Source organism: Sorangium sp. So ce1504 (assembly GCF_051521635.1).
Lineage (GTDB): Bacteria > Myxococcota_A > Polyangia > Polyangiales > Polyangiaceae > Sorangium > Sorangium cellulosum_B.
In genome coordinates this window covers 5,572,255-5,592,258 of record NZ_CP150365.1, presented here as the reverse complement: position 1 = coordinate 5,592,258, position 20,004 = coordinate 5,572,255, and the positions used below count along the sequence as shown (strand labels likewise).

Genomic DNA, 20,004 nt, shown 5'->3' with positions numbered 1-20,004 from the left:
TGTGATGACCGAGAAGGCGGAGATGAGCGCGACGATCACGCGTCGAAACGCGCACGACCTCGCTTGACAGAGCGGAGACGGGGCGGTACTAGTCCGCCCTCACTTTTGCCGAAGTAGCTCAGCTGGCTAGAGCAGGCGTTTCATACGCGCCGGGTCGGGGGTTCGATTCCCTCCTTCGGCACCAGCAATGGTGACAGTCGGCCGCTGGCCTCTCTTGGAGGGCCAGCGGTGGCTGCGTGAACATCAAGGCCGCACGTGGACGAGGGTTCCTTCCTCGTCGTTGCTGTACACAGCGTGCCAGCCTTCGGGGAGCTCCGGCTCGGCCCACAGAAAGATGCGCCGCGCATCGATGGGCGTCAGCGCGATGTCGTGGAAGCCTTGCGCTTCGCCGACCCCGGCGCCCCAGTACATGCCGGTGATCGCCTGGCTCGGCGCGAGGTCCATCACCCACGGGGCGTCGGTGACATCGAAGCTGTCGGCGACCTCGCGCGGATCGATGTTGCGCGTGACGTGCTTGCTCCGCACGCGGAAGGTGCCGCGCGCGGTGGACGCGGTCGATTCAGGGTCGCGCAGCTGGTCGCGTCCGGACGAGATCAGCGTGGCGTAGATGGGCTTCTGCCCCTCGTAGGCCGTCAGGGTCTGGTTCACCACGCTGACGTCGAGCCAGCGCTGCGTGCCTTTGGCGAAGTCGGGGAGCTTGGTGCGACGCACGACGACGACAAGGTCCTGCGCGCGCATCCAGAAGCCGTCGCGCGCCTCCTCGAAGCGGACGCCGTCCACCGTCCTGAACCTGCCCGTGAGCGGCACGCCCGTGTGGCGCTCGAGCTCCTCGTCGTTCGCGTTCGCCTTGCCGCGGCTGAGCGACCAGGTGTGAACGTCGTGGCGATGGACGAACGCCACAGGCAGCCCGAGCTTCTCGACGTCGAGGCCGTGCCACGGTGATCCGAGCGCGGCCTGGAGCCGGTCGGTCGGGACGAGCCGTCCTTCCGGCGTCACGCCGAACCTGCGTCCGTCGGTCGCTCCCGCCGTGAACGTGCGGGTGATCGCGACCCCGCTGCCTTTGCGCAGCGCCACCGTCTTCAGCGCGGCGCGCAGATCGACGCGGGCGCCGCCCGTTCCGCCGATGTCGATGCCGAGCGCGGCGACAGGCGGGAGCGGCGCGATCGCGTCGGCGATGGGGAAGAGGAAGTATCCGGCCTCGGTCCTGCGCCCGTCCTCGCCGATGCCGTCGCCTCGCGGCAGCAGCACCGGGGGCCCGGAGGAGACGCCGCGCGCGTCGAGCGGGACGTCGTTGGCTGACGCGCCGAGCTGCGCGTCGCTGCGCTGCACACGCTCGAGATGGCGATCGAGATCCGGCTCGGCGTGCTGCAGCTCCTCGCGGCTGGGCACCCCGAAATACATCGGAGCGCCCTGGGTTCGCGCGCGGCCATAGCGGTAGGGGAGGGGCCGCGACGTGTCGGGCAGAGCCGGCAGGAGCGCGAGCACGTCGGTGTTCAGCGTCGCGCCGTCGCCTGCGCAGACGAACCCGCGAGGGCGGATCGCATACCAACCGCCGCTGCACCCCGCGCGTCCGTACGGCTCCGAGGACCTCACGACGGCGGCGCCAGGATAGAGCTCGCCGAGCTTGCGTGCGCCCGCCTGCGGACGCGCGAGCACGGGCGTCCCTGCGCGAAGCGCGACCAGCTTGGGGCCGTCCGCTGGCAGCGCGGCGACCTCGAGCGCATCGTCGCTCACCCCCTCCTTCGACAGCTCCACCGCCGCGCCTGCCGGCTTGCATCCGCACACGGTCAGCGCGACGAGCAAGCTTGCGAGCCGCCCATCGACGCGTCGCGAGCGGGGGCCGCCGTCGAGGCGCCGTGGCGCGCAGGGCAGCGGCGTCCGGAGGCGCGGAGGCGAGACCGAGCGGGAGAGATCCGTCGGCAAGGAAGCGAGCGGCATCTGCCGATGCATGCCCGGTTCGCGCGCGCTGGGCCAAGTTCCGTGGCGTCGCCTGCGCATCGTCGGTGCGCTCGGTGCGCGTGTCGTGGGCGTGCGTCATCGGCGCGCGTGCCGCCAGGCCGCTGGCGCGAAGCGAGCGTCGACGCCATGAGGTGCGCGTGCGCTTTCGCCCTGCGGTGGTGTTCCTCCTGCTCGCGCCGTATGCCCTCGTTTTCTATGCATTCCTGGCGTTGCGCCGCGCCTCCGCGTCGCTCCGGCCGCGGCACCCGTGGCGCACGTGGGTGAGCCCGAACCTCCTGATCGGGGGGTTCCTTCTTCCAGGCGACGTCGTCGAGCTTCGTCGCCTCGGCGTCCGCGCCGTGATCAACGTTTCGCGCGAGCTGTACGATCCGGTGCTCGCGCTGCGCGCGGCGGGGGTCGAGTACCTGCGCATCCCCTGCTGGGACATGTGCGCTCCCACGCTCGAGGAGGCCGCGCGCGGCGTGGCGTTCCTCGAGCGGCATATCGTCGCTGGCCACCGTGTCCACGTCCATTGCGCGAGCGGCGTGGGCAGGAGCGTCACGCTCGCGCTCTGCTACCTCGCCACCCGCGGCGGCGTCGAGGTGGGCGAGGCGCTCGCCCTGATCGAGCGACGGCGTCCGCGCGTCGCGCTGCGCCCCGTGCAGCGAGCGTTCGTCGAGCGCTACGTCGCGTGGCACCGTGCGCACGCGGAGCGCCGTGCGCGCGCAGCGCCGCCCGTGATCACCTCCGGCGCAGGAGGGACTTCAGGCTGAAGAGCCCGAGCGCAGGCGCTGCGACGGCGAAGGCGCCGCCGCACGCAGCGAGGATGAGCGCGGCACCCCAGGGCGCCGAGGCCACCGCCTCGGGCAGCGCCGCCTTCGACGCGGCGCCGCAGCCGACCGATATCGCCGCGAGCAAGGCCACGCGGCCGATCCGTATCTGATCCAGCCCGAGCCCGCCGATCTCGCGCCGCACGCGGTACCCGAGGGCGATCGCCTCGACCCATCCCGCGATGACGGCGCCGAGCACCACGCCGAGCACGTCGAGCCGTTGCATCAGGAGGAGCGCGACGGCGGTGCTGACGACCACGCGATAGAGCGCGTAGCGGGCGGGGGTCCTCGTGTCCCCCAGCGCGAACGACGCGGTGATCAGCACGCGCCCGGCGGCGTTCCCGAGCAGCGCTAGGCCGTAGGCGCACACGAGCGGCTCGACCCTCGCCGTCGATTCCTGGTCGAACGTCCCGGTCTGCAGCAGCAGCGTGATGAGCTCCCGCCCGAGCACCATGAACACGGCCGTGGTCGGCACGGTCAGCACCGTGATCCGCGCGAGCGACGCCCCGAGTCGGCGCGACAGCGCCTCGTTGCGCCGCGCGACGTCGGCTTCGGCCGTGTCGCGCGCCATCTCGGGCAACGCGACCGCGGCCTCGCCGGCGCCGAGGATGCTCATCGGCAGGAGGTAGACCGTCTGCGCGTAGCTGAAGGCCGCGTTCGCGCCGGCGCCGAGGAAGCTCACGAGGAGCGTGTCGACGAGCCCGGACACCTGGATGATCCCGCGGCCGAGCAGCGCGGCGGGCAGCTTGCTGCCGGCCTCTCGGACGCTCGGGTCGCGCGCGTCGAGGCGCGGCCTGAGCCCGCCGAGCAGCGAGCGCGCCGATGGGAGCAACAGCGAGAGCTGCAGCGCCGCGCCCGCGAGCGCGCTCCACGCGAGCGCCTCGGCGAGCGGCTCCCCGCGCATGCCGAGCCACGCGCCGCACGCGAGCAGCCCCGCGATCTGGGCGGCGCTCCACGCGACGGGCGCGGCGTACGGGAGGAAGAACCGCCGGTGCGCGTTGAGCACGCCGAGCCCCCACGCGGACAGCACGAGCAGGCCGGTCATCGGGAAGATGATCCGGACGATCCGGGTCGTGCTGGCGAGCTTGTCGTCGTCGAAGCCCGCCGCGACCAGGAAGGACAGCCACGGCGCCGCGAGCACGCCGGCGAGCGACGCGGCCGCGGCGGCGACGAGCAGGATCCCGAGGGCGGAGAGCGCGAAGTGCGCCGCGCGTCGCGCGTCGCCGGCCGCGCGGAGGCGCGCGTAGACGGGGATGAAGGTCGCGGAGAGCGTCCCCTCGCCAAGCAGGTTCTGGGTGATGTTCCCCGCGCGGAACGCCGCGGCGAGCACGTCGGCGAGCTCGGATGTCCCGAAGAAGTGCGCCGTCACCCGCTGGCGGAGCAGCCCGACGAGCCGCGAGAGGATGATCCCAGCGGTGACCATCGCCGACGAGCGCGCCGCGCTGGTCGCCTTCTCCTGCCCGGCCGCCGGCGGGCCTGCGCTGGTCGCCGGGGGCGCGCCCGGGGCTGCGCTCGCCGGCGTGGTCCCTGCCTGGTTGGCGGCGGGCGGATTGAGATCGGGCGGCACGGCGGCGCTTCTATCAGACCTCCTGCCCCCGGGCGACCTCGGCGCCGGCTGGCCGGCGCCTCAGTCCCTGAGCCTCGCCGTGCCGAGCCGCTCCGCGTGCGCCAGCACCCGCCGGGCGATGGCCGGTCCCTCATCCCGGCGATCGAGGTGCCGCGGGATGAGCCCACGCTCGGCGGCCTCCCACAGCTCCGGCTGAGAGATCCCGGACTCGGTGCGCGAGCGCAGCCGCGACAGGGAGATGTCCATCTCGGGCAGCAGGATCGGCGCCTGAGGAGCGCGGAGGAGCGCCGGATCGATGCAGCATGAGAGATCGTTCGTGCCGGCGGAGCGCGCGTTCAGCGAGGGGAGATCGAAGCGCGCTTCCAGCGTGCGGATCACCGACGCGTGGTCGAGCACGGTGCTCACCGCGCAGCCCCTCCGGACGAACGGGCCCGCCACGATCGACGGCACCCGGAACCCGAGCTGGGTGAACAGGGGATCGTCGTCCGTCGTCGACGGCGGCGCGACGTGGTCGAAGAATCCCCCGTGCTCGTCGTAGGTGATCACGAGGAGGCACTGGCCCCACTGGGGGCTCTTCGCCAGCGCGTTGTAGATGCTGGCGATGAGCACCTGCCCGAGCTGCACGTCGTGGTCCGGGTGATCGTCGTTCGCGGTGGCGCCGAAGAACTGGGGATCGATGACGGAGAACGAGGGGAGGATCCCCGCGGCCGCGTCCTCGAAGAAGCGCTCGATCCCGGAGACGCCCTTGAATTTGAAGTACGCACCCGAGCACCACGGGACGTCGTGGAAGTAGTTCCTGCTCGAGATCCCTGCGTCGCTCAGCAGCTCGAACACGCTCGTGAAGCCGGTGACCGGCACGTTCCTCGAGACGCCCCTCGACGTGGCGCCGTGCAGGTAGAACCGGTTTGGCCAGGTCGGGCCGAGCACCGAGGAGAACCAGCGCTCGCAGATCGTCGACGCGTCTGCGAGCGCGTAGAGGACCGGCAGATGCTCCCGCACGTGATAGCCCATGACGTCGCGCTGGTCCGGCCCTGCGTGCGCGATGACGAACCCATCGTTCATCCCTTGATTCCACTGCGTGTGGGCAGCGTCCCAGCTGTGCGGCGGGTCGGCGGGCGTGAAGTTGTCGAGCTGGAAGGGCGAGATCCGCGTCCCATCGAGCGCTCGGTTCGACTCTGTGCCTGTCAGACCGTCGATCTGCCGGCCCTCTTTCAGCAGCAACGAGCCGAGATAGTGGTCGAAGGAGCGGTTCTCCATACAGAGAACGACGATGGTGTTGATGGGCGCCAGCAGCTCCGCCGGGCTCAGACCTCCCGTCTCTGCGCACCGATCCGGAGCGCCGCCGGCCTCCCCACCTTCCGGCTGTCCTGAGCCGAGCGCACCTCCTGAGCCACCCGCGCCGCCGGCTCCGTCGCTCTCGTCCGCGCTGCCCGCGCTCGGCGGGGCGTCGCCGAGCAACATCGCGCCCTCTGGGGTGCTGCATCCGAAGGCCGAGGCGCCGAGCGCAGCGCCGAGCCCGGTCAGCACATGGCGGCGGGTCAGAGGATCACGGGTCGAACCATTCCGTTTGTTCATCACGCACAGGATTCCCATGAACGCGGGTCCGAGGAAGGAGTTTTGGTCTCCTCCAGAAGGTGGCGAATCGTCCGCTGCGTAATCGATGTAGCGGACGTAGCGGACGTAACTGAAGCGGATGTAACCGATGTAATGGACATAACTGGTGTGATGGGCATGACACGCTCAACGGATGTGACGGACATGACGGATGTGGTCCACGTAATCGTAAAGGGATCAGCCGATGAAGCCGAAGTAGCGGGAACAGTCGGCGTAACCGGCGTAACCGGCGTACCGGAGAAAACCATTCTTTTCGCGAGGTCAGAGGGGTGGTATGGGTAAAAAACGCGGGGGTTTACGTCTGCGAACTGTCACCTTCCGATGAGCTCGAATCCACTTCCACCTACTCCCGGCCGGCAAGCTACCGTCGCGAACGGCCGGCCGCTGCGGTTGTGCATCGTGGACATGAACAATGGCCACGTGAACCAGGCGATGCGCTGTCTACGCGGGCTCGCCGCGGGGTTCTTCGAACGCGTTCAGGCGGGCAATCCGGGCCTATCCTGCGAGGTCGTCGAGGTGTCTCCCAGAGACACCAACGCACCCATCCCTACGGACTGCGATCTGTACCTCGCGTCAGGGGGGCCCGGCTCTCCCTTCGATGGGGAGGGCGAGCCCTGGACGCGGGATTTTGCGCGCTTCGTGGACGGCGTGGTCGAGTCGGCGATCCAGGGGGGCGCGCACCGGCGTGCTCTCTTCGCGATCTGCTACTCGTTCGAGCTCGTCGTCCATCACTACAAGCTGGCCGACGTCGTGCCCCGCGCCGAGCGCAAGTTCGGCGTCATGCCGATCTACACGACCCCCGTCGGCCAGCAACACCCGCTGCTGGCGCCGTTTGGGGACCGTCTCTTCGCGTTCGAGCACCGCAACTGGGAGGCGGTGAACCTCGACGAGCGCCAGCTGAGCTCCCTCGGCGGCCAGCTCCTCGCTCGTGAGAGCCGTGACGGCATCTCCAAGGGGCGGGCGATCCTCGGGTTGCAGGTCGCGCCCGGCGTCGAGGCGGTCCAGTTCCACCCAGAGGCGGATCGCGCCGGCGTCATGAGCTGGTTGGCGCGCCCTGAGCAGGCGGCTGCCTTCAAGGCGACCTATGGAGAAGTGACCTACCTTGCGATGCTGCGCACACTGGACGATCCTCGACGGCTTGCGCGCACCTATGCGCTCGTCATTCCGGGCTGGCTCGGGCGCTGCTTCAACGAGATCGCCGGTCCCCGCGGCTATGCGGAGCTTCCATCGCTCGAGGACCTCCCGTGCTCTCGCTTCAGCGCACACTGCAGCGCCGAGGAGCCATCCGCGCGATCGCTCGCCTCTGGCGAGCGCGTTGTGCGCCAGATCTGAGCGGAGCGCCGAGGTGGCCTGCTGAGGATGCGTCCGAGGGCTACACTGCAGAAACGAAAGAGAAAGAACTGGGATGTAGAGGCAGCAGAGGCAAAGGCAGCGAGGCTGCGAGGGAGAGGAGGAAGCAGAGGTAGAGGAAGCGGAGGAAGCGGAGGAAGCGGAGGAACCAAAGCTTACCGCCGCAGCGCCGACGAAGTGCTGCTCGCGCCTTGCGCGCCGGGCAACCTCTGGCTTATGGTCATAGGATAACGGGACGAGCGCGAGCAGGGCTCGCGGGCCAACATTTGGAGCCGGAGGCTCCTCGGGCACGCATGAGAGAGAACGCATGAATCACTCGCGTCCGGCCGCTCCGACGACTCCATCTTCGCCGGACGTCCGCGAGCCGGGCGCGTCTGAGGAAGGCCACGCTGGCGTCGACTTGCCTGTGGAGCCCAAGATCGCACGGCCATCCATGCTGCACGACGACCTCGGAGCACAGGAGGTCCAGGTTGAGTCGCAGCTGGGCGTGACGGACCCGATCGCCATGTCGCAGGTCCGTGATGCGTTGACGCAGCTGAGCCGCGAGCGCGGGACGCAGCCGCACGTGCTGCTCATCATCTACCACCGGCAAGGCGCCGAGACGGTGCGGCTGATCGAGGGGGTCGGCGTCGTCATCGGCCGCGATCCGAGCGCCGACGTCGCGATCCCCGAGCGCAGCCTGTCGCGACGCCACGCGCGCTTCACGTTCCAGCGCGGCGACGTGCTCATCCAGGATCTCGGCTCCACGAACGGCACCTTCCTGAGCGGGCAGCGCGTCGAGCACGGTGTCTTGAAGCCCGGCGACGAGGTGATGCTCGGGGAGATCACGGCGTCGCTGCGCGTGATCGCGAGCGCCGAGCTGCCGGTGCTGAACCTCGACGCGCTCGACGGGCGTCGTGGCGCCTCGGAGCGGAGAAAGATGCCGAGCATCGAGAACCTGGTGGGAGGATCCACGCCGGTGGGTGGGCTGCGCACGGTCGGCGACGAGGGGCTCGTGATGCGCAGCCCCGCGATGCGCCCGGTGCTCGAGACCGCGATGCGCCTCGCGCGCTCGTCCGCGCCCGTGCTGCTCCAGGGCGAGACGGGGACCGGCAAGGACGTGCTCGCGCGGCTGATCCACGAGGCTGGCCCCCGCCACAAGATGCAGATGATCCGCGTCGGATGCAGCGGCGTGCCCGCCCAGCTCCTCGAGAGCACGCTCTTCGGTCACGAGGCCGACGCCTTCCCCGGCGCGGTCCACGCGCAAGAGGGCGTCTTCGAGACGTGCGCGGGCGGCACCCTGGTGCTCGATGAGATCGGCGATCTCCCGCCCTCCTGCCAGGCCGCGCTGCTGCACGTCCTCGACACCGGTCGCATGGTCCGCCTCGGCTCGACCAAGGAGATCGAGGTGGACGTGCGGATCGTCGCGACCACGTACCGCGATCTCGAGGCGATGTGCGAGGCGGGCACGTTCCGTTCGGATCTGCTCTACCGGCTCAACGCGGCGCCGCTGCGCATCCCGCCGCTCTGCGAGCGGCGGGAGGACATCGGACCGCTGGCGCAGCGCTTCCTCCGGCAGGCGAGCGAGGTGCACCGCAGGAACGTGCGCTCGCTCGATCCGGAGACGCTCGCGCTCCTGGAGCAGTACCCCTGGCCGGGCAACGTACGCGAGCTGCGCAGCGCCATCGAGCGCGCCGTCGTCATCGCGCGGGGGCATGTCATCACCCCGCTCGACCTGCCGGAGAGCATCCACTCCCTCTCGGCGCCCAAACGCTCCACGCCGCCGCCTGATCGGACTCCCGTCGAGCTGGCAGGGCCGCCCAGCTCCGCGCCGACGATCGGGCTCAAGGCGCAGATGGACCGTCTGGAGACGGAGATCATCCTCGATGCCCTCCGCGGCACCAACGGCAACCTGGCGATGGCCGCTCGGCGGCTCAGGATGCCGCTGCGCACGCTCCAGGAGAAGATCGCGAGCCACGGCCTGAAGCGCTCCGACTACCGGGACGGCCCGTCGTCGCGGTCGAAGTAGCGAAGCGCGGCGCCTCTGGCGCGGGGTGCAGGTCCGTGGGATGCGGGCTCGGCCGCCAGACGGGCGAGTGAGGCATACGAAAGTACGCCGCAGCGAGCCGAACGACGCGGCTGAGCCCGTAGCGCACGAAGATGCGCCGCGCGCTAGCCTTCGTCCTCCAGCACCGCCAGGGCCGCATTGCGCCCGCACGCGCCGTGGACGCCGGCGCCGGGGTGCGCATAGGACGAGCCTAGATACAGGCCGCGGAGCGGCGTGCGGTAGCGGAAATAGGGGAACACCGGCCGGAAGATGAGCTGGTGCCGGATGTCGGCCGAGCCTCCGCCGAGATCGCCGCCGATGAGGTTTGCATCCATCGCCTCGAGATCGTCCGGCGCCCAGATCTTCCGGGCGATGATCCTCTGCCGGAAGCCAGGGGCGAGCTCCTCGATCCGCGCCTCGATGCGATCGGCGAAGCGCTCGCGCGAGTCCGCCCAGCCGCCCTCGATGGAGGAGGGGACGCGGGAGTAGGCCCACAGGGTGTGGCGGCCGGCCGGCGCGCGCGTCGGATCGACCAGCGACTGCTGCCCGATCACGAGATAGGGGTGCTCGGGGAGCGCCCCGGCGCGCACCTGCCGCGTGAAGGCCGAGAGGTCGTCGAGGCTGTCGCCCGCGTGCACGACCGCCGCGCGCGCGGGATCCTCGTGGGACCACGGCGTCGGGCCGTCGAGCGCCCAGTCCATCTTGAAGGTGCCGAACCCTTGGCGGAACCGGCGCATGGCGCGCTGCACCCGCTCGGGAACCAGCTCTGACGCGAGCAGGCGGAGGTAGAGCGTCGGCGCGGCGAGGTCGGCGACGATCGCGCGGCGGGCGCGGAGCTCCTGGCCGTCCTCGAGCCGGACCGCGACCGCTCGTCCCTCCCTGGCGATGATCTGGTCGACGCGCGCGCCGCAGCGGAGGGCGCCCCCGCGCTCCTCGACGCGCCTGAGCAAGGCGCTCGTGATCGCGCCGGCGCCGCCCTCGGGCACCGCGAAGCCGCCGCTCGAGGCGAGCACGGTGAGCATGAAGCCGACGATCGCTCCGCAGGGATCGTCCGGGCCCACGTCGGTGTGGAGCGCGAGCCCGGGGACAACGCGCCGGGCCGCCTCTGTCCGGAAGGTGCGCGTCGCGAAGCCACGTCCGCTCGAGAGGACCACCTGCGCGAGGCGGAGCAGGTTGAGGGGCCCGAGCCGGAGCAGCGGCCCGAGGGCAGGCGGCGTGGACAGGAGCGCGTTCAGCAGCCGCTCGCGCGTGGCCGCGTGCCAGCCGGCGATCCGGCGCCACGCGGGGCCATCTTCGCCGAGCGACCGCGCCGTTGCCTCGACGTCCCGCGCGATCGAGGCGCACGTCCCGTCGGGCGCCGGGTGAGCGCTGTCGATCGGCGCGTGCCGCCACACGAGGCCGGCCCCCGGCAAATCGAGCGGCACCAGCGCGGGGCTCGTCTGCCCGAAGGGGAAGAACGCCGCGCCGAGATCGTGGCGGAACCCGGGGAGGGTCACCTCGCGCGTGCGGACCGCGCCGCCCGGCTCTCGCTCGGCTTCCAGCACGAGCACCGAGAAGCCCGCGCGGGCGAGGTACGCCGCCGCCGTGAGGCCGTTCGGTCCCGCGCCCACCACGATCGCATCAGGGTCTCCACTTTGCATCGTCGTCTGCGGCTCCTCAGCCCACGAGCTGCGCGCTTGCCATGGTGCGGTTCGAGGCGATCGCCTGGCCGCTCCGCCCCACCACGAGCACGCCGACGGCGAGCACGTCGGGGAACATCGCGACGCCGCGCTGCGCGGCGCGCGCGGGCGCGACGCCATCGGCGACCCAGTCATAGACGGTCCGCGCTAGGAAGCGGCGCGCAATCTCCTCGCCGACGCCGGTCGCCGCCACGGCGCCGTGGGGGCCAGCGTAGATCCCTGCGCCCAGGAGCGGCACGTCCCCGATGCGGCCGCGGAGCGAGTAGGTCGACCCGCCCGTCGACGCCGCGGCGGCGAACCGGCCGTGCGTGTCGCGCACGACGGCCCCGACGGTGTCGCACTCGATCGGCTCGGCGTCGAAGTTCCAGAACCGCGTCGCCGTGAGCGCACGGAAGCGCGCCGCGTCGTTCGTGGTTTCGTCGTCTCCGCCCTCGCCGCGGAGCGCGGCGAGGGCGCGGGCGTGCTTCCGGCGCGCCTCCTCGGTGACCGGATCATGGTCGGCGAACCCCAGCCGGCGAGCGAACGCCGTCGCGCCGGCGCCGGCGAGGAGCAGGTGCGGCGTCTCCATCACCTTCGCGGCGACCAGGACGGGGTTCTTCACCCGCTCGATGCACGCCACTGCGCCGAACCGTCCATCGCTGGCCATCACGGCCGCATCCATCTCGATCGTCTGCCCGTCGAGGCGGAGGTTCGAGCCCGTCCCGGCGTTGAAGCGTGGGTCGTCCTCGAGGCGCACAGTCGCCCCGATCGCCGCCGCGAGCGCCTCTCCGCCCCCGTCCAGCGCGCGGCGCGCCTCGTCGGCGGCCCTGGCGCAGCTCTCCGAGCCGCTCTGCGGCGCGGTCACCCCGCCGTGCGTGAGGATGACGTAGTCCACGTCGTTCTCCTGCGCGTACCACGACGGCGCGCCGCCGCGAAGGCAGCCTGGCGCGCGGCGGCCGGTGGGGCGAGCGGCATCGCTCCAGCCAGCGGGAGGGCGGCGCGGCTCCGGCGCTGGGACCGCTGCGCTCGACACCCTGCCGCGCTCCTGATACGTCGCGCGCTCAGCCCGGAGCGGGGCCGGCGCCAGCCGACCGTCCGCAGCGGGACGAAGGCGGCCCGGTCGACGGCCGCCGGCCAAGCCGCCCATCGAGGAGAGCAGAGACCGTGGCCAAGAACGAAGCGCCGAAGACCGCCATTACGCCCACCCGCAACGAGGACTACCCGGAGTGGTACCAGCAGGTCGTGCGCGCGGCCGACCTCGCGGAGAGCTCCCCGGTCCGCGGCTGCATGGTCATCAAGCCGTGGGGCTACGCGATCTGGGAGAACATCCAGCGCGAGCTCGACAGCATGTTCAAGGCGACCGGCCACAAGAACGCCTACTTCCCGCTGTTCATCCCGAAGTCGTTCCTTGAAAAGGAAGCGGAGCACGTCGAGGGGTTCGCGAAGGAGTGCGCCGTGGTCACCCACCACCGGCTCGTCCCCGGCCCTGGCGGCGGGCTCATTCCCGACCCTCAGGCCCGGCTGGAGGAGCCGCTCATCGTGCGCCCCACGTCCGAGACGATCATCGGCGCGGCGTTCGCGAGCTGGGTGCAGAGCTACCGGGATCTCCCCTTGTTGATCAACCAGTGGGCGAACGTCGTGCGCTGGGAGCTCCGGACGCGCCTGTTCCTGCGGACGGCGGAGTTCCTGTGGCAGGAGGGGCACACGGCGCACGCGAGCGAGGCCGAGGCGCGCGAGGAGACGCTGCGCATGCTCGGGGTCTACGCGACGTTTGCGCGCGACTTCATGGCGATGCCCGTCCTCGAGGGGCCGAAGACGGCGAGCGAGCGCTTCCCCGGGGCGGTCGACACCTATGCGATCGAGGCGATGATGCAGGACCGGAAGGCCCTGCAGGCCGGGACGAGCCACTTCCTCGGGCAGAACTTCGCGAAGGCGAGCGGCATCAAGTTCCAGACCAAGGAGGAGACCGAAGAGCACGCCTGGACGACGTCCTGGGGCGTATCGACGCGCCTCGTCGGCGGGCTGATCATGACCCACAGCGACGACGACGGCCTGGTGCTCCCGCCGCGCCTCGCGCCCGCGCACGTCGTGATCCTGCCCGTTTACCGGGGCGACGACACGCGCGCCAAGATCGACGAGTACATCGACGGGCTCGCGAAGGAGCTCCGGGCGCAGCGCTTCGGCGAGCGCCGCGTCGAGGTCGAGATCGATCGGCGGGACATCCGCGGCGGCGACAAGCAGTGGGAGTGGGTGAAGAAGGGCGTCCCCCTGCGCATCGAGATCGGGCCGCGCGACGTCGACGCCGGCGTGGCCATGGTGATGCGCAGGGACCGCTCGCCGAAGGACAAGTCGAGCATGGCGCGCGGGGAGCTCGTGGGCCGCATCACGGAGATCCTTGGCGACATTCAGGCGACCCTCTACGCGCGCGCGCTCGCCGTGCGCGACGGCAACACGCACGTGATCAACAGCCGCGCAGATTTCGACGCGTTCTTCGCGTCGACCGGGGGCAAGGAGGCGCAAGGCGGGTTCGCGCTGGCGCACTGGTCCGGCGATCCGGAGATCGAGACGGCGGTGAAGGATGCGCACAAGGTGACCATTCGCTGCATCCCGACCGGGGGGTTCGAAGGGGCGCCGTGGGCCGACGCGCTGACGGGTGAAGGGCAGTGCATCTTCACCGGCAAGCCCAGCCCGCGGCGCGTGGTGTTCGCGAAGTCGTACTGAGCCGCGGCGGTTCGCAGGGCGCGCGCCGACGCGTCGGCGCGTTCCCTCACCGAAAAGACGCCGCGCGCTTCCTCGCAGCAGCGGCACCTCAACGGCGAAGGGCCGGGAGCACGTGCTCCGCCAGGATCGCGGGGAGCAGCCGCAGCTGCGCGCAGTGCTCCCCGGGGCCCGCTCCCGCGTAGCCGCGCACGTAGAGGCTGCCGCCGTCGTACATCCGGGTGAGCCGCAGCGCGTCTCCTGCCTCCGCTGCGCGGTCGCCGGGCGCGGCGGAGGGGGCCTCGTCCCCGCTCGAGGTCACCGCGATGGGGGTGGCTCCGAGCTCGCGAAGAAGGAACGTGGCCGCCTCTTTCGTGGACGCGTAGCCGCTGGTCGGGATCTCGGTGTGCGTCAGGTAGAAGACCGGCGCGCCGCGCGCGGCGGCGTTGGCCAGCGCAACGTAAGGGGCGAGCTGCCCCTGCGCGAGCGACGTCTGCCCCGGCATGTAGGAGCCATAGAGGGAGTCGAGCAGGATCAGCGCATCCACGTGGCTGCTCCCGCGCTCGATGATCCTGCCGATCGCGCCGGACCCAGCGCTCCAGGACGACAGCACCAGGCGGCGCATGTGCGCGCCCGCGCTCCCGGATGCGCTCTCGACCTCGCGGTCGATCGTCTGGAGCAGCGCGTCCCAGCCGCCGCCCTCGAGCGCGCGCGCGTATTCGCTCGATCGGGTCCCCACGTCGATCCCGGCGATGACCAGATCCATGTCCCTGGGAGCCAGCACCTTCCGGACAGGCTCGGCGCCGTGGAAGTGGATCAGAAGATCGTAGCCGCCATCCGAGCGAACCGCGTGCGCAGGCGGGACGAGGAGCCTTCCGAGCGGAAGCGGGCGCCATCGCTCATAGGCGCCGAACCCTTGGTCGGCAAAGCCGCACCCCGCTTGCGCTTCGTGCTGCGTTTCGTGCTGCGTTTCGTGCTGATCGAGCGCCGCGCGCTCGGGCTCACCGCCCCTGGGCAGGGGCGACGGTTCCGCGGACGCGCTCGCCTGCGCCGGGGTTGGCGAGGCGCTGGACGCTCGGCTCCGTCGCAACAGCAGGGCGCCGCCTACGACGCCCAGGCTTGCTGCCAGGAGGAGCGCGTCGCGGAGCTGCCGCGCCCTGCGGCCGCTCAGAACCCGGGGTTGGTCACGGTCGGTACCCACTTCGTCGAGGGACGCTTGCCCGGGGTTGTTCTGCGCGCGCTGGTGGCGCTCGATCCAGCAGCCGTCGCGCTCGGCGTCGCGGCGGTCGTTGCGCCTTTGGCCGTCGGGTCCGGAGCGCTCGCCCCGCGCCCCTCCGGGTCGCTCGCCTCGGGGGCGGGCCGAGCACCCACGCCGCCGTGGTCGGCCAGGAGCGTGGGCGCGCCGTCCGGCCTTGGCGCTGCGCCCGTCGTGGCTTCGGTCGCCGCCGGGCCAGCGCCGTGGGCGTGCACCGTGAGCTCCTCGGACATGCTCTGCTGCGGCGCGGGCCGCCGGAGCCACATCACCCCGGCGCCCAGCAACGTGATGAGCGCGAGCGCAGCGGCTGCCACCCGCGTCCCCGAGCGGCGGCGCGCCGCCGGGACCTCGATCGGGCCCAGCTGAGTGTCCTGGCCAGGCGAGCTCGGGATCAGCGACTCGGACAGCAGCGATGGCAGCGCCGGTCGCGAGGGCGCGGGGGTGCTCCGGCGAGACGCGGGGAGCTTTGCGCTCGGGTGACCAGGAGGGAGCTGCGTGAAGAAGAGCTCGCTGATGCTGTCGCGAACGAGCATCACCTCGGGCGGGTGGGAGGCGCGCTCGTCGAGCATGCGGACCGTGTCGCGCAGCGCTGCGCGCCGGCGCTGGTTGCGCTCTCCCAGGAGCCCGCGCACGAACGCCCCGACGTCGTGGTCCGTCACCGTCGGCTCCTTGGCCAGCACGGTCTCCAGGGCGCTCTCCAGCTCGAGCATCGTCTGGTATCGCCGCTCCGGCTCCTTCTGCAGGCACTTCATCAGGACCTGGTCCAGCTCGGGCGGGAAATCCGGGTTCTTCAGGCGAGGCGAGAGCGCCGGTCGCGAGGTGATGTACTTGAGCGTGAGGAGGTCGTTCTCTGCGGCGAAGGGGTGCTCTCCCGTCGTCAACTTGTAGAGCACGATCCCCATCGCGAAGACGTCGGTGCGCCGATCGACCCGCTCGCCTCGCGCCTGCTCAGGGGACATGTACGGCACCTTGCCCTTGATCTGTCCCGCGGTCGTGTCGTTGTGCGTGCGATTGGTTGCCTTGGCGACCCCGAAGTCCACGAGCTTCACATGGCCGTCGTACGTCACGAGGATGTTCTGGGGTGACACGTCGCGGTGCACGAGCCCGAGCAGCTGGTCGTCGTTCTGCGGGTCCCGGAGCTCGTGCGCGGCGTGCAAACCGAGGCAAGCGCGGCCGAGGACGCGGAGCGCGATGCGCAGCGGGATGGCCACGCCGCTCTTGTTCGCCGCCTTCGCGATGACCGACAGCGCCTCGCCGTCGACCCACTCCATCACGATGTAGAGGACGTCGTCCTGCTCGCCGAGGTCGAGGATCTCGGCGACGTTCGGGTGATGGATCCCCGAGGCGAGCCTCGCCTCCTCGAGGAACATCTTCTCGAACTGGGGATCATCCGAGAGCGACGGCAGCATCGTCTTGATGGCGACCGTCTTCTGGAAGCCACGACGACCCTTGTGGCGCGCGGCCCACACCGTGGCCATTCCCCCCTGCGCGATGGGCAGGAGGAGCTCGTAGTGCCCGAGCTCCTTTCCCGGCAACAGCTGGGGTTGGGGGATCATGACGTCGTGCGGCGCGCTCCTGACCGATACACGGGGACCTCGGAAGCTCGATCAAGTCTAGCCATCCGGACCCTGCGGTCACGATATGTGGTGTTGATTACAAATTAGGCCAGCGGAGCTCCTCGCCGCGGCAGGGGATCACGCGCCGGGCGGGACCGCCTGTCCCCAGAGCTGCTGGTAGATCTCGCTCAGCTTCTGGTGGGTCTCGGCCGAGAAGCCGTTGGTCGCGTAAGGCCAGCGGAAGCCGTCTCCCATGGCCTGGTTGCACGAGAAGGAGACGAGCAGGTCGACAGGCGTGGGGTTGTTCGGCCGCACCATCGAGATGCCCAGGCCGGGATAGAAGCAGTTGCCGCGGTCCGCGGTGAAGCTGTCCTCGTCGCCGAAGACGTCGAGGATCTGGTCCTTGAGCTCCGCGTCGGCGTCGCTGGTCGTGAGCTGACGCTGCTGGAGGATGACGAAGTTCTTGAAGCGCGGCTGCGCGGGGAGGACCGGCGTGCTGGCGGTCTGCCCCGGGATGAGGTTGGGCGGGATGAGCCCGGGCAGCGCCTGCTGCAGCCCCTGAAGGGCTGCCTGCCCCATCTGCTGGAGCTCGGGCGGGATGCCCGGGATGAGGGTAGGGGCCCCGGTCGTCGCTACGGGCGTCGGGGCCAGCTCCTGCCCCTGGAGGCGGAGGACCGTGATCTGCGCCTTGTCCATCTCGTCGAACGGCGCCGTACGGGCCGCGCAGCCGAAGACGAGGGGGGCCAGCAAGGCGATGCCTGCGAATGTACGGGTGGTGAGGTTCATGTTCACTTTGACGGTCGTCTAGCACGGCTATGCGCCGGAAGGTGAACAGCGACCGCACACGGCAGGCGCTCGCGCCAGCGCCGCCTCCAGGCGGGCTTCACATGGTGCTTGCGCCGAACTCGTACAGCGCCCGGATCTCGGTCAGTCGCGCCGCGATGTCGGCTCGAGTCACCGTCGCGATCCGCCGCGTGCCAACCGCTTCGACGCAGAACGACGCCGTCGCCGTCGCATGGAGCATGCCGCGCCGGAGCGCGAGCGGCGTGATCTCCGGCTGGCACGCCAGGTAACCGATGAGCCCGCCGGCGAAGGCGTCGCCGGCGCCCGTGGGGTCGATGACGTCCTCGAGCGGGAAGCCGGGCGCGGCGAACACGCCCTCCTCGTCGAAGAGCAGCGCGCCGTGCTCTCCGCGCTTGATGATCAGCCGGCGCGGACCACGGGACAGGATCTCCTTCGCCGCGCGGCGGATGTTGTACTTGCCCGAGAGCTGGCGCGCCTCCTCGTCGTTGACGACGAGCGTGTCGATGCGGCGCAGCATCGCCGCGACCGCCTTCGGCTCCCCCTCGATCCAGAAATTCATCGTGTCGGCGAGGACGAAGCGCGGCGCGCGGACCTGCTCGAGGACGTCGAGCTGGAGCGCGGGATGGATGTTGCCGAGCAGGAGGAAGGGCGTGTCGCGGTAGGTCTCCGGCAGCTTCGGCGCGAACGACGCGAACACGTTGAGCTGCGTGTCCAGCGTCGTGCGATGGATGAGATCCACGTCGTAGCGCCCGGCCCAGCGGAACGTCTTCCCGGGAGCGCGCTCGACGCCCTCGATCGAGATCCCTCGAGATCGCATCGCTGCGAGGGTCTCTTCGGGGAAATCATCGCCCACCACGGCCACGGTGCGCACCGGAGCGAAGCACGAGGCAGCGAACGCCGAGTAGGTGGCAGAGCCACCGACGACGTCTCTTTCGTTGCCGGCGGGGAGCTCGAGGTCGTCGAACGCCATCGAGCCGATGATGAGGATCGCGGATGAGGTCGTCACAGGACGCCTCTTAGCCAGGTTTGTGCGTAGCCGCTAGCCGCGCGTTTCGTTTCTGCGACGGCGCCGCCGGGCCGCAGGCCGCACCCGACCCCAGCAGAGCCCGCCTTGCCCCTCGCGCCCGCTGCGCCCCCTCCCGCCCGTTGCGCGGAGGAGCGGGCGCGAGGGGCCCTGAGGTCAGCTCAGTCGGCCTTGCGCCGAGGGCCGATGAGCCACTCGAGCCGCGCCTCCGCGTCGGGCGATGACGCGCCGGCCGTGGTCATGATGCACTTCTCCAGCGCGTGACGGGCCGGGCTCTGCGACACATCGGGGAGATTGCGGGCGAGCGACTTCGCGACGTCCCGCGCATACCCGATATTGCGGTTGAGTACGGTGATGACCGTCTCGACGCTCACCGCCTCCTCGCTGACGTGCCAGCAATCGAAGTCCGTGGTGAGCGCGAGCGTGGCGTAGGGGAGCTCCGCCTCGCGGGCGAGCTTCGCCTCGGGCAAGTTGGTCATCCCGATGACATGTGCGCCGAACGTCCGGAACATGCGGCTTTCGGCCCGCGTCGAGAACTGAGGGCCCTCGATGCAGACATAGGTGCCGCCGCGGTGGACGCGCGCGCCGGTGGCGAGCGCCGCGTCGTGGACCGCGCTCGCCAGGATCGGGCACACCGGATCGGCGAACGGCACATGGGCGACGAGGCCTTCGTCGAAGAACGTCGAGATCCGCCGCTTCGTGAAATCGATGAACTGGTCGACGACGACGAGGTCGCCAGGCACGATGTCCTCGCGCAGGGATCCGACGGCGCTCACGCTGAGCACGTGCGTGGCGCCGAGCATCTTCAGCGCGCAGATGTTCGCGCGGTAGTTGATCGTCGACGGCGAGAAGCGGTGCCCGCGGCCGTGGCGCGGCAGGAAGAGCACCGTCGCGTCGCCGTCCTTGACCTGCCCGCGCAGCACCACGTCGCTCGGCAGCCCGAAGGGGGTGGAGACCGAGACCTCCTCGACGTCCTCCAGCCACCCCATCTCGTAGACGCCGCTGCCGCCGATGATGGCGAGTACGTCGCGCGTCGCGCCGGCGCTCATCGCTCGAACCTCCGCTCCGAGAGCAGCCGCTCGCAGAGGGCCGCGCGCCGCTGGCGGCGGCACCGCTCGGCGAAGACGAGCGACCGCAGCTGCTCGTAGGCGCGGTTGATCTCGTCGTTCACGATCACGTAGTCGAAGAAGCCGTAATGCTCGATCTCGCCCTTCGCGTTGCGGAGGCGGCGGAGCGTCGTGGGCTCGTCCTCGGTGCCGCGCCCGCGCAGGCGCCGCTCGAGCTCGGCGAGCGACGGGGGAAGGATGAACACGGCGACCGCCTCGGGCAGGCTTGCCTTGATCTGCCGCGCGCCCTGGTGGTCGATGTCGAAGAGCACGCCGCGCGCGGTGGCGCGGGCGATCTCGATCTCCTTCAGGCTGGTGCCGTAGAGGTGATCGTGCACCCTGGCCCACTCGGCGAACGCGCCGATGCGGATCATCTGCTCGAACGTGTTCGGGTCGACGAAGTGGTACTCCCGGCCGTCGACCTCGTTCGGGCGCGGGCGCCGGGTCGTGTGGGAGACCGAGAAGCGCAGGTCGGGGAACTCGCTGCGCAGCCTCCCGCAGAGCGTCGTCTTCCCCGCGCCGGACGGGGACGACACGATGAGGAGGAGGAAGTCGTCACTGAGTGCTTCGGTCGACATG

General features: G+C 70.8%; 15 protein-coding genes and 1 tRNA gene. 5 read left to right on the top strand and 11 right to left on the bottom strand.

All coding sequences use genetic code 11. The annotated features are described in order from the left end of the window. Positions 1-107: 107 nt before the first annotated feature. A tRNA-Met gene (locus WMF39_RS20985) sits at positions 108-184 on the top strand. A gap of 59 nt (positions 185-243) precedes the next feature. Here the strand turns inward: WMF39_RS20985 and WMF39_RS20980 are convergent. After that, positions 244-1,938: a L,D-transpeptidase gene (locus WMF39_RS20980; RefSeq protein ID WP_437747249.1), complete on the bottom strand. Its 1,695-nt coding sequence runs from the start codon at positions 1,936-1,938 to the stop codon at positions 244-246. A 158-nt stretch (positions 1,939-2,096) separates the two neighbouring features. Here WMF39_RS20980 and WMF39_RS20975 point away from each other — a divergent pair, with 158 nt between their 5' ends. Continuing rightward, a complete protein-coding gene (locus WMF39_RS20975; RefSeq protein WP_437747248.1) occupies positions 2,097-2,711 on the top strand; it encodes a protein-tyrosine phosphatase family protein in 615 nt (204 codons plus the stop codon). Here WMF39_RS20975 and murJ read toward each other — a convergent pair. Together murJ and WMF39_RS20965 are read right to left on the bottom strand one after the other, a co-directional pair. Beyond that, positions 2,680-4,335: a murein biosynthesis integral membrane protein MurJ gene (gene murJ, locus WMF39_RS20970; protein WP_437747247.1), complete on the bottom strand. Its 1,656-nt coding sequence runs from the start codon at positions 4,333-4,335 to the stop codon at positions 2,680-2,682. The two genes, WMF39_RS20975 and murJ, sit on opposite strands and share 32 nt — an antisense overlap. Before the next feature lie 60 nt (positions 4,336-4,395). After that, a complete protein-coding gene (locus tag WMF39_RS20965) occupies positions 4,396-5,910 on the bottom strand; it encodes an alkaline phosphatase family protein (RefSeq protein WP_437747246.1) in 1,515 nt (504 codons plus the stop codon). A 444-nt stretch (positions 5,911-6,354) separates the two neighbouring features. On the opposite strand from WMF39_RS20965, the gene WMF39_RS20960 reads away from it, so the two are divergent. Together WMF39_RS20960 and WMF39_RS20955 are read left to right on the top strand one after the other, a co-directional pair. Next, positions 6,355-7,281 carry a hypothetical protein gene (locus WMF39_RS20960; protein ID WP_437747245.1) on the top strand — a complete coding sequence of 309 codons (927 nt, stop codon included), beginning with the start codon at positions 6,355-6,357 and terminating at the stop codon, positions 7,279-7,281. Positions 7,282-7,732: 451 nt separating this feature from the next. After that, a complete protein-coding gene (locus tag WMF39_RS20955) occupies positions 7,733-9,307 on the top strand; it encodes a sigma 54-interacting transcriptional regulator (protein ID WP_437747244.1) in 1,575 nt (524 codons plus the stop codon). Positions 9,308-9,450: 143 nt separating this feature from the next. On the opposite strand, the gene WMF39_RS20950 is transcribed toward WMF39_RS20955, so the two are convergent. Continuing rightward, entirely contained in the window at positions 9,451-10,965 is a 1,515-nt protein-coding gene (locus WMF39_RS20950) for a phytoene desaturase family protein (protein WP_437747243.1), read from the bottom strand. Positions 10,966-10,981: 16 nt separating this feature from the next. After that, positions 10,982-11,878 (bottom strand): isoaspartyl peptidase/L-asparaginase, encoded by an 897-nt coding sequence (locus WMF39_RS20945; protein WP_437747242.1) that lies wholly within the window; start codon positions 11,876-11,878, stop codon positions 10,982-10,984. A gap of 269 nt (positions 11,879-12,147) precedes the next feature. On the opposite strand from WMF39_RS20945, the gene proS reads away from it, so the two are divergent. After that, a complete protein-coding gene (gene proS / locus WMF39_RS20940) occupies positions 12,148-13,704 on the top strand; it encodes a proline--tRNA ligase (protein ID WP_437747241.1) in 1,557 nt (518 codons plus the stop codon). Positions 13,705-13,792: 88 nt separating this feature from the next. On the opposite strand, the gene WMF39_RS20935 is transcribed toward proS, so the two are convergent. From WMF39_RS20935 to gmk, 6 genes are all read right to left on the bottom strand, one after another. Continuing rightward, a complete protein-coding gene (locus WMF39_RS20935; protein ID WP_437747240.1) occupies positions 13,793-14,446 on the bottom strand; it encodes a hypothetical protein in 654 nt (217 codons plus the stop codon). A gap of 401 nt (positions 14,447-14,847) precedes the next feature. Further along, entirely contained in the window at positions 14,848-16,491 is a 1,644-nt protein-coding gene (locus tag WMF39_RS20930; protein WP_437747239.1) for a serine/threonine protein kinase, read from the bottom strand. A gap of 138 nt (positions 16,492-16,629) precedes the next feature. Then, positions 16,630-17,277 carry a hypothetical protein gene (locus tag WMF39_RS20925; protein WP_437747238.1) on the bottom strand — a complete coding sequence of 216 codons (648 nt, stop codon included), beginning with the start codon at positions 17,275-17,277 and terminating at the stop codon, positions 16,630-16,632. Positions 17,278-17,374: 97 nt separating this feature from the next. Beyond that, positions 17,375-18,301 carry a PfkB family carbohydrate kinase gene (locus tag WMF39_RS20920; protein WP_437718701.1) on the bottom strand — a complete coding sequence of 309 codons (927 nt, stop codon included), beginning with the start codon at positions 18,299-18,301 and terminating at the stop codon, positions 17,375-17,377. A gap of 179 nt (positions 18,302-18,480) precedes the next feature. Continuing rightward, positions 18,481-19,368, bottom strand: coding sequence for an S-methyl-5'-thioadenosine phosphorylase (gene mtnP, locus WMF39_RS20915; RefSeq protein WP_437747237.1), 888 nt, complete (start codon positions 19,366-19,368; stop codon positions 18,481-18,483). Continuing rightward, the gene (gene gmk, locus WMF39_RS20910; RefSeq protein ID WP_012236392.1) at positions 19,365-20,003 is read right to left on the bottom strand and encodes a guanylate kinase; all 639 of its coding nucleotides are present in this window, start codon (positions 20,001-20,003) and stop codon (positions 19,365-19,367) included. The genes mtnP and gmk overlap by 4 nt, the downstream gene beginning before the upstream one ends. Position 20,004: the final 1 nt, after the last annotated feature.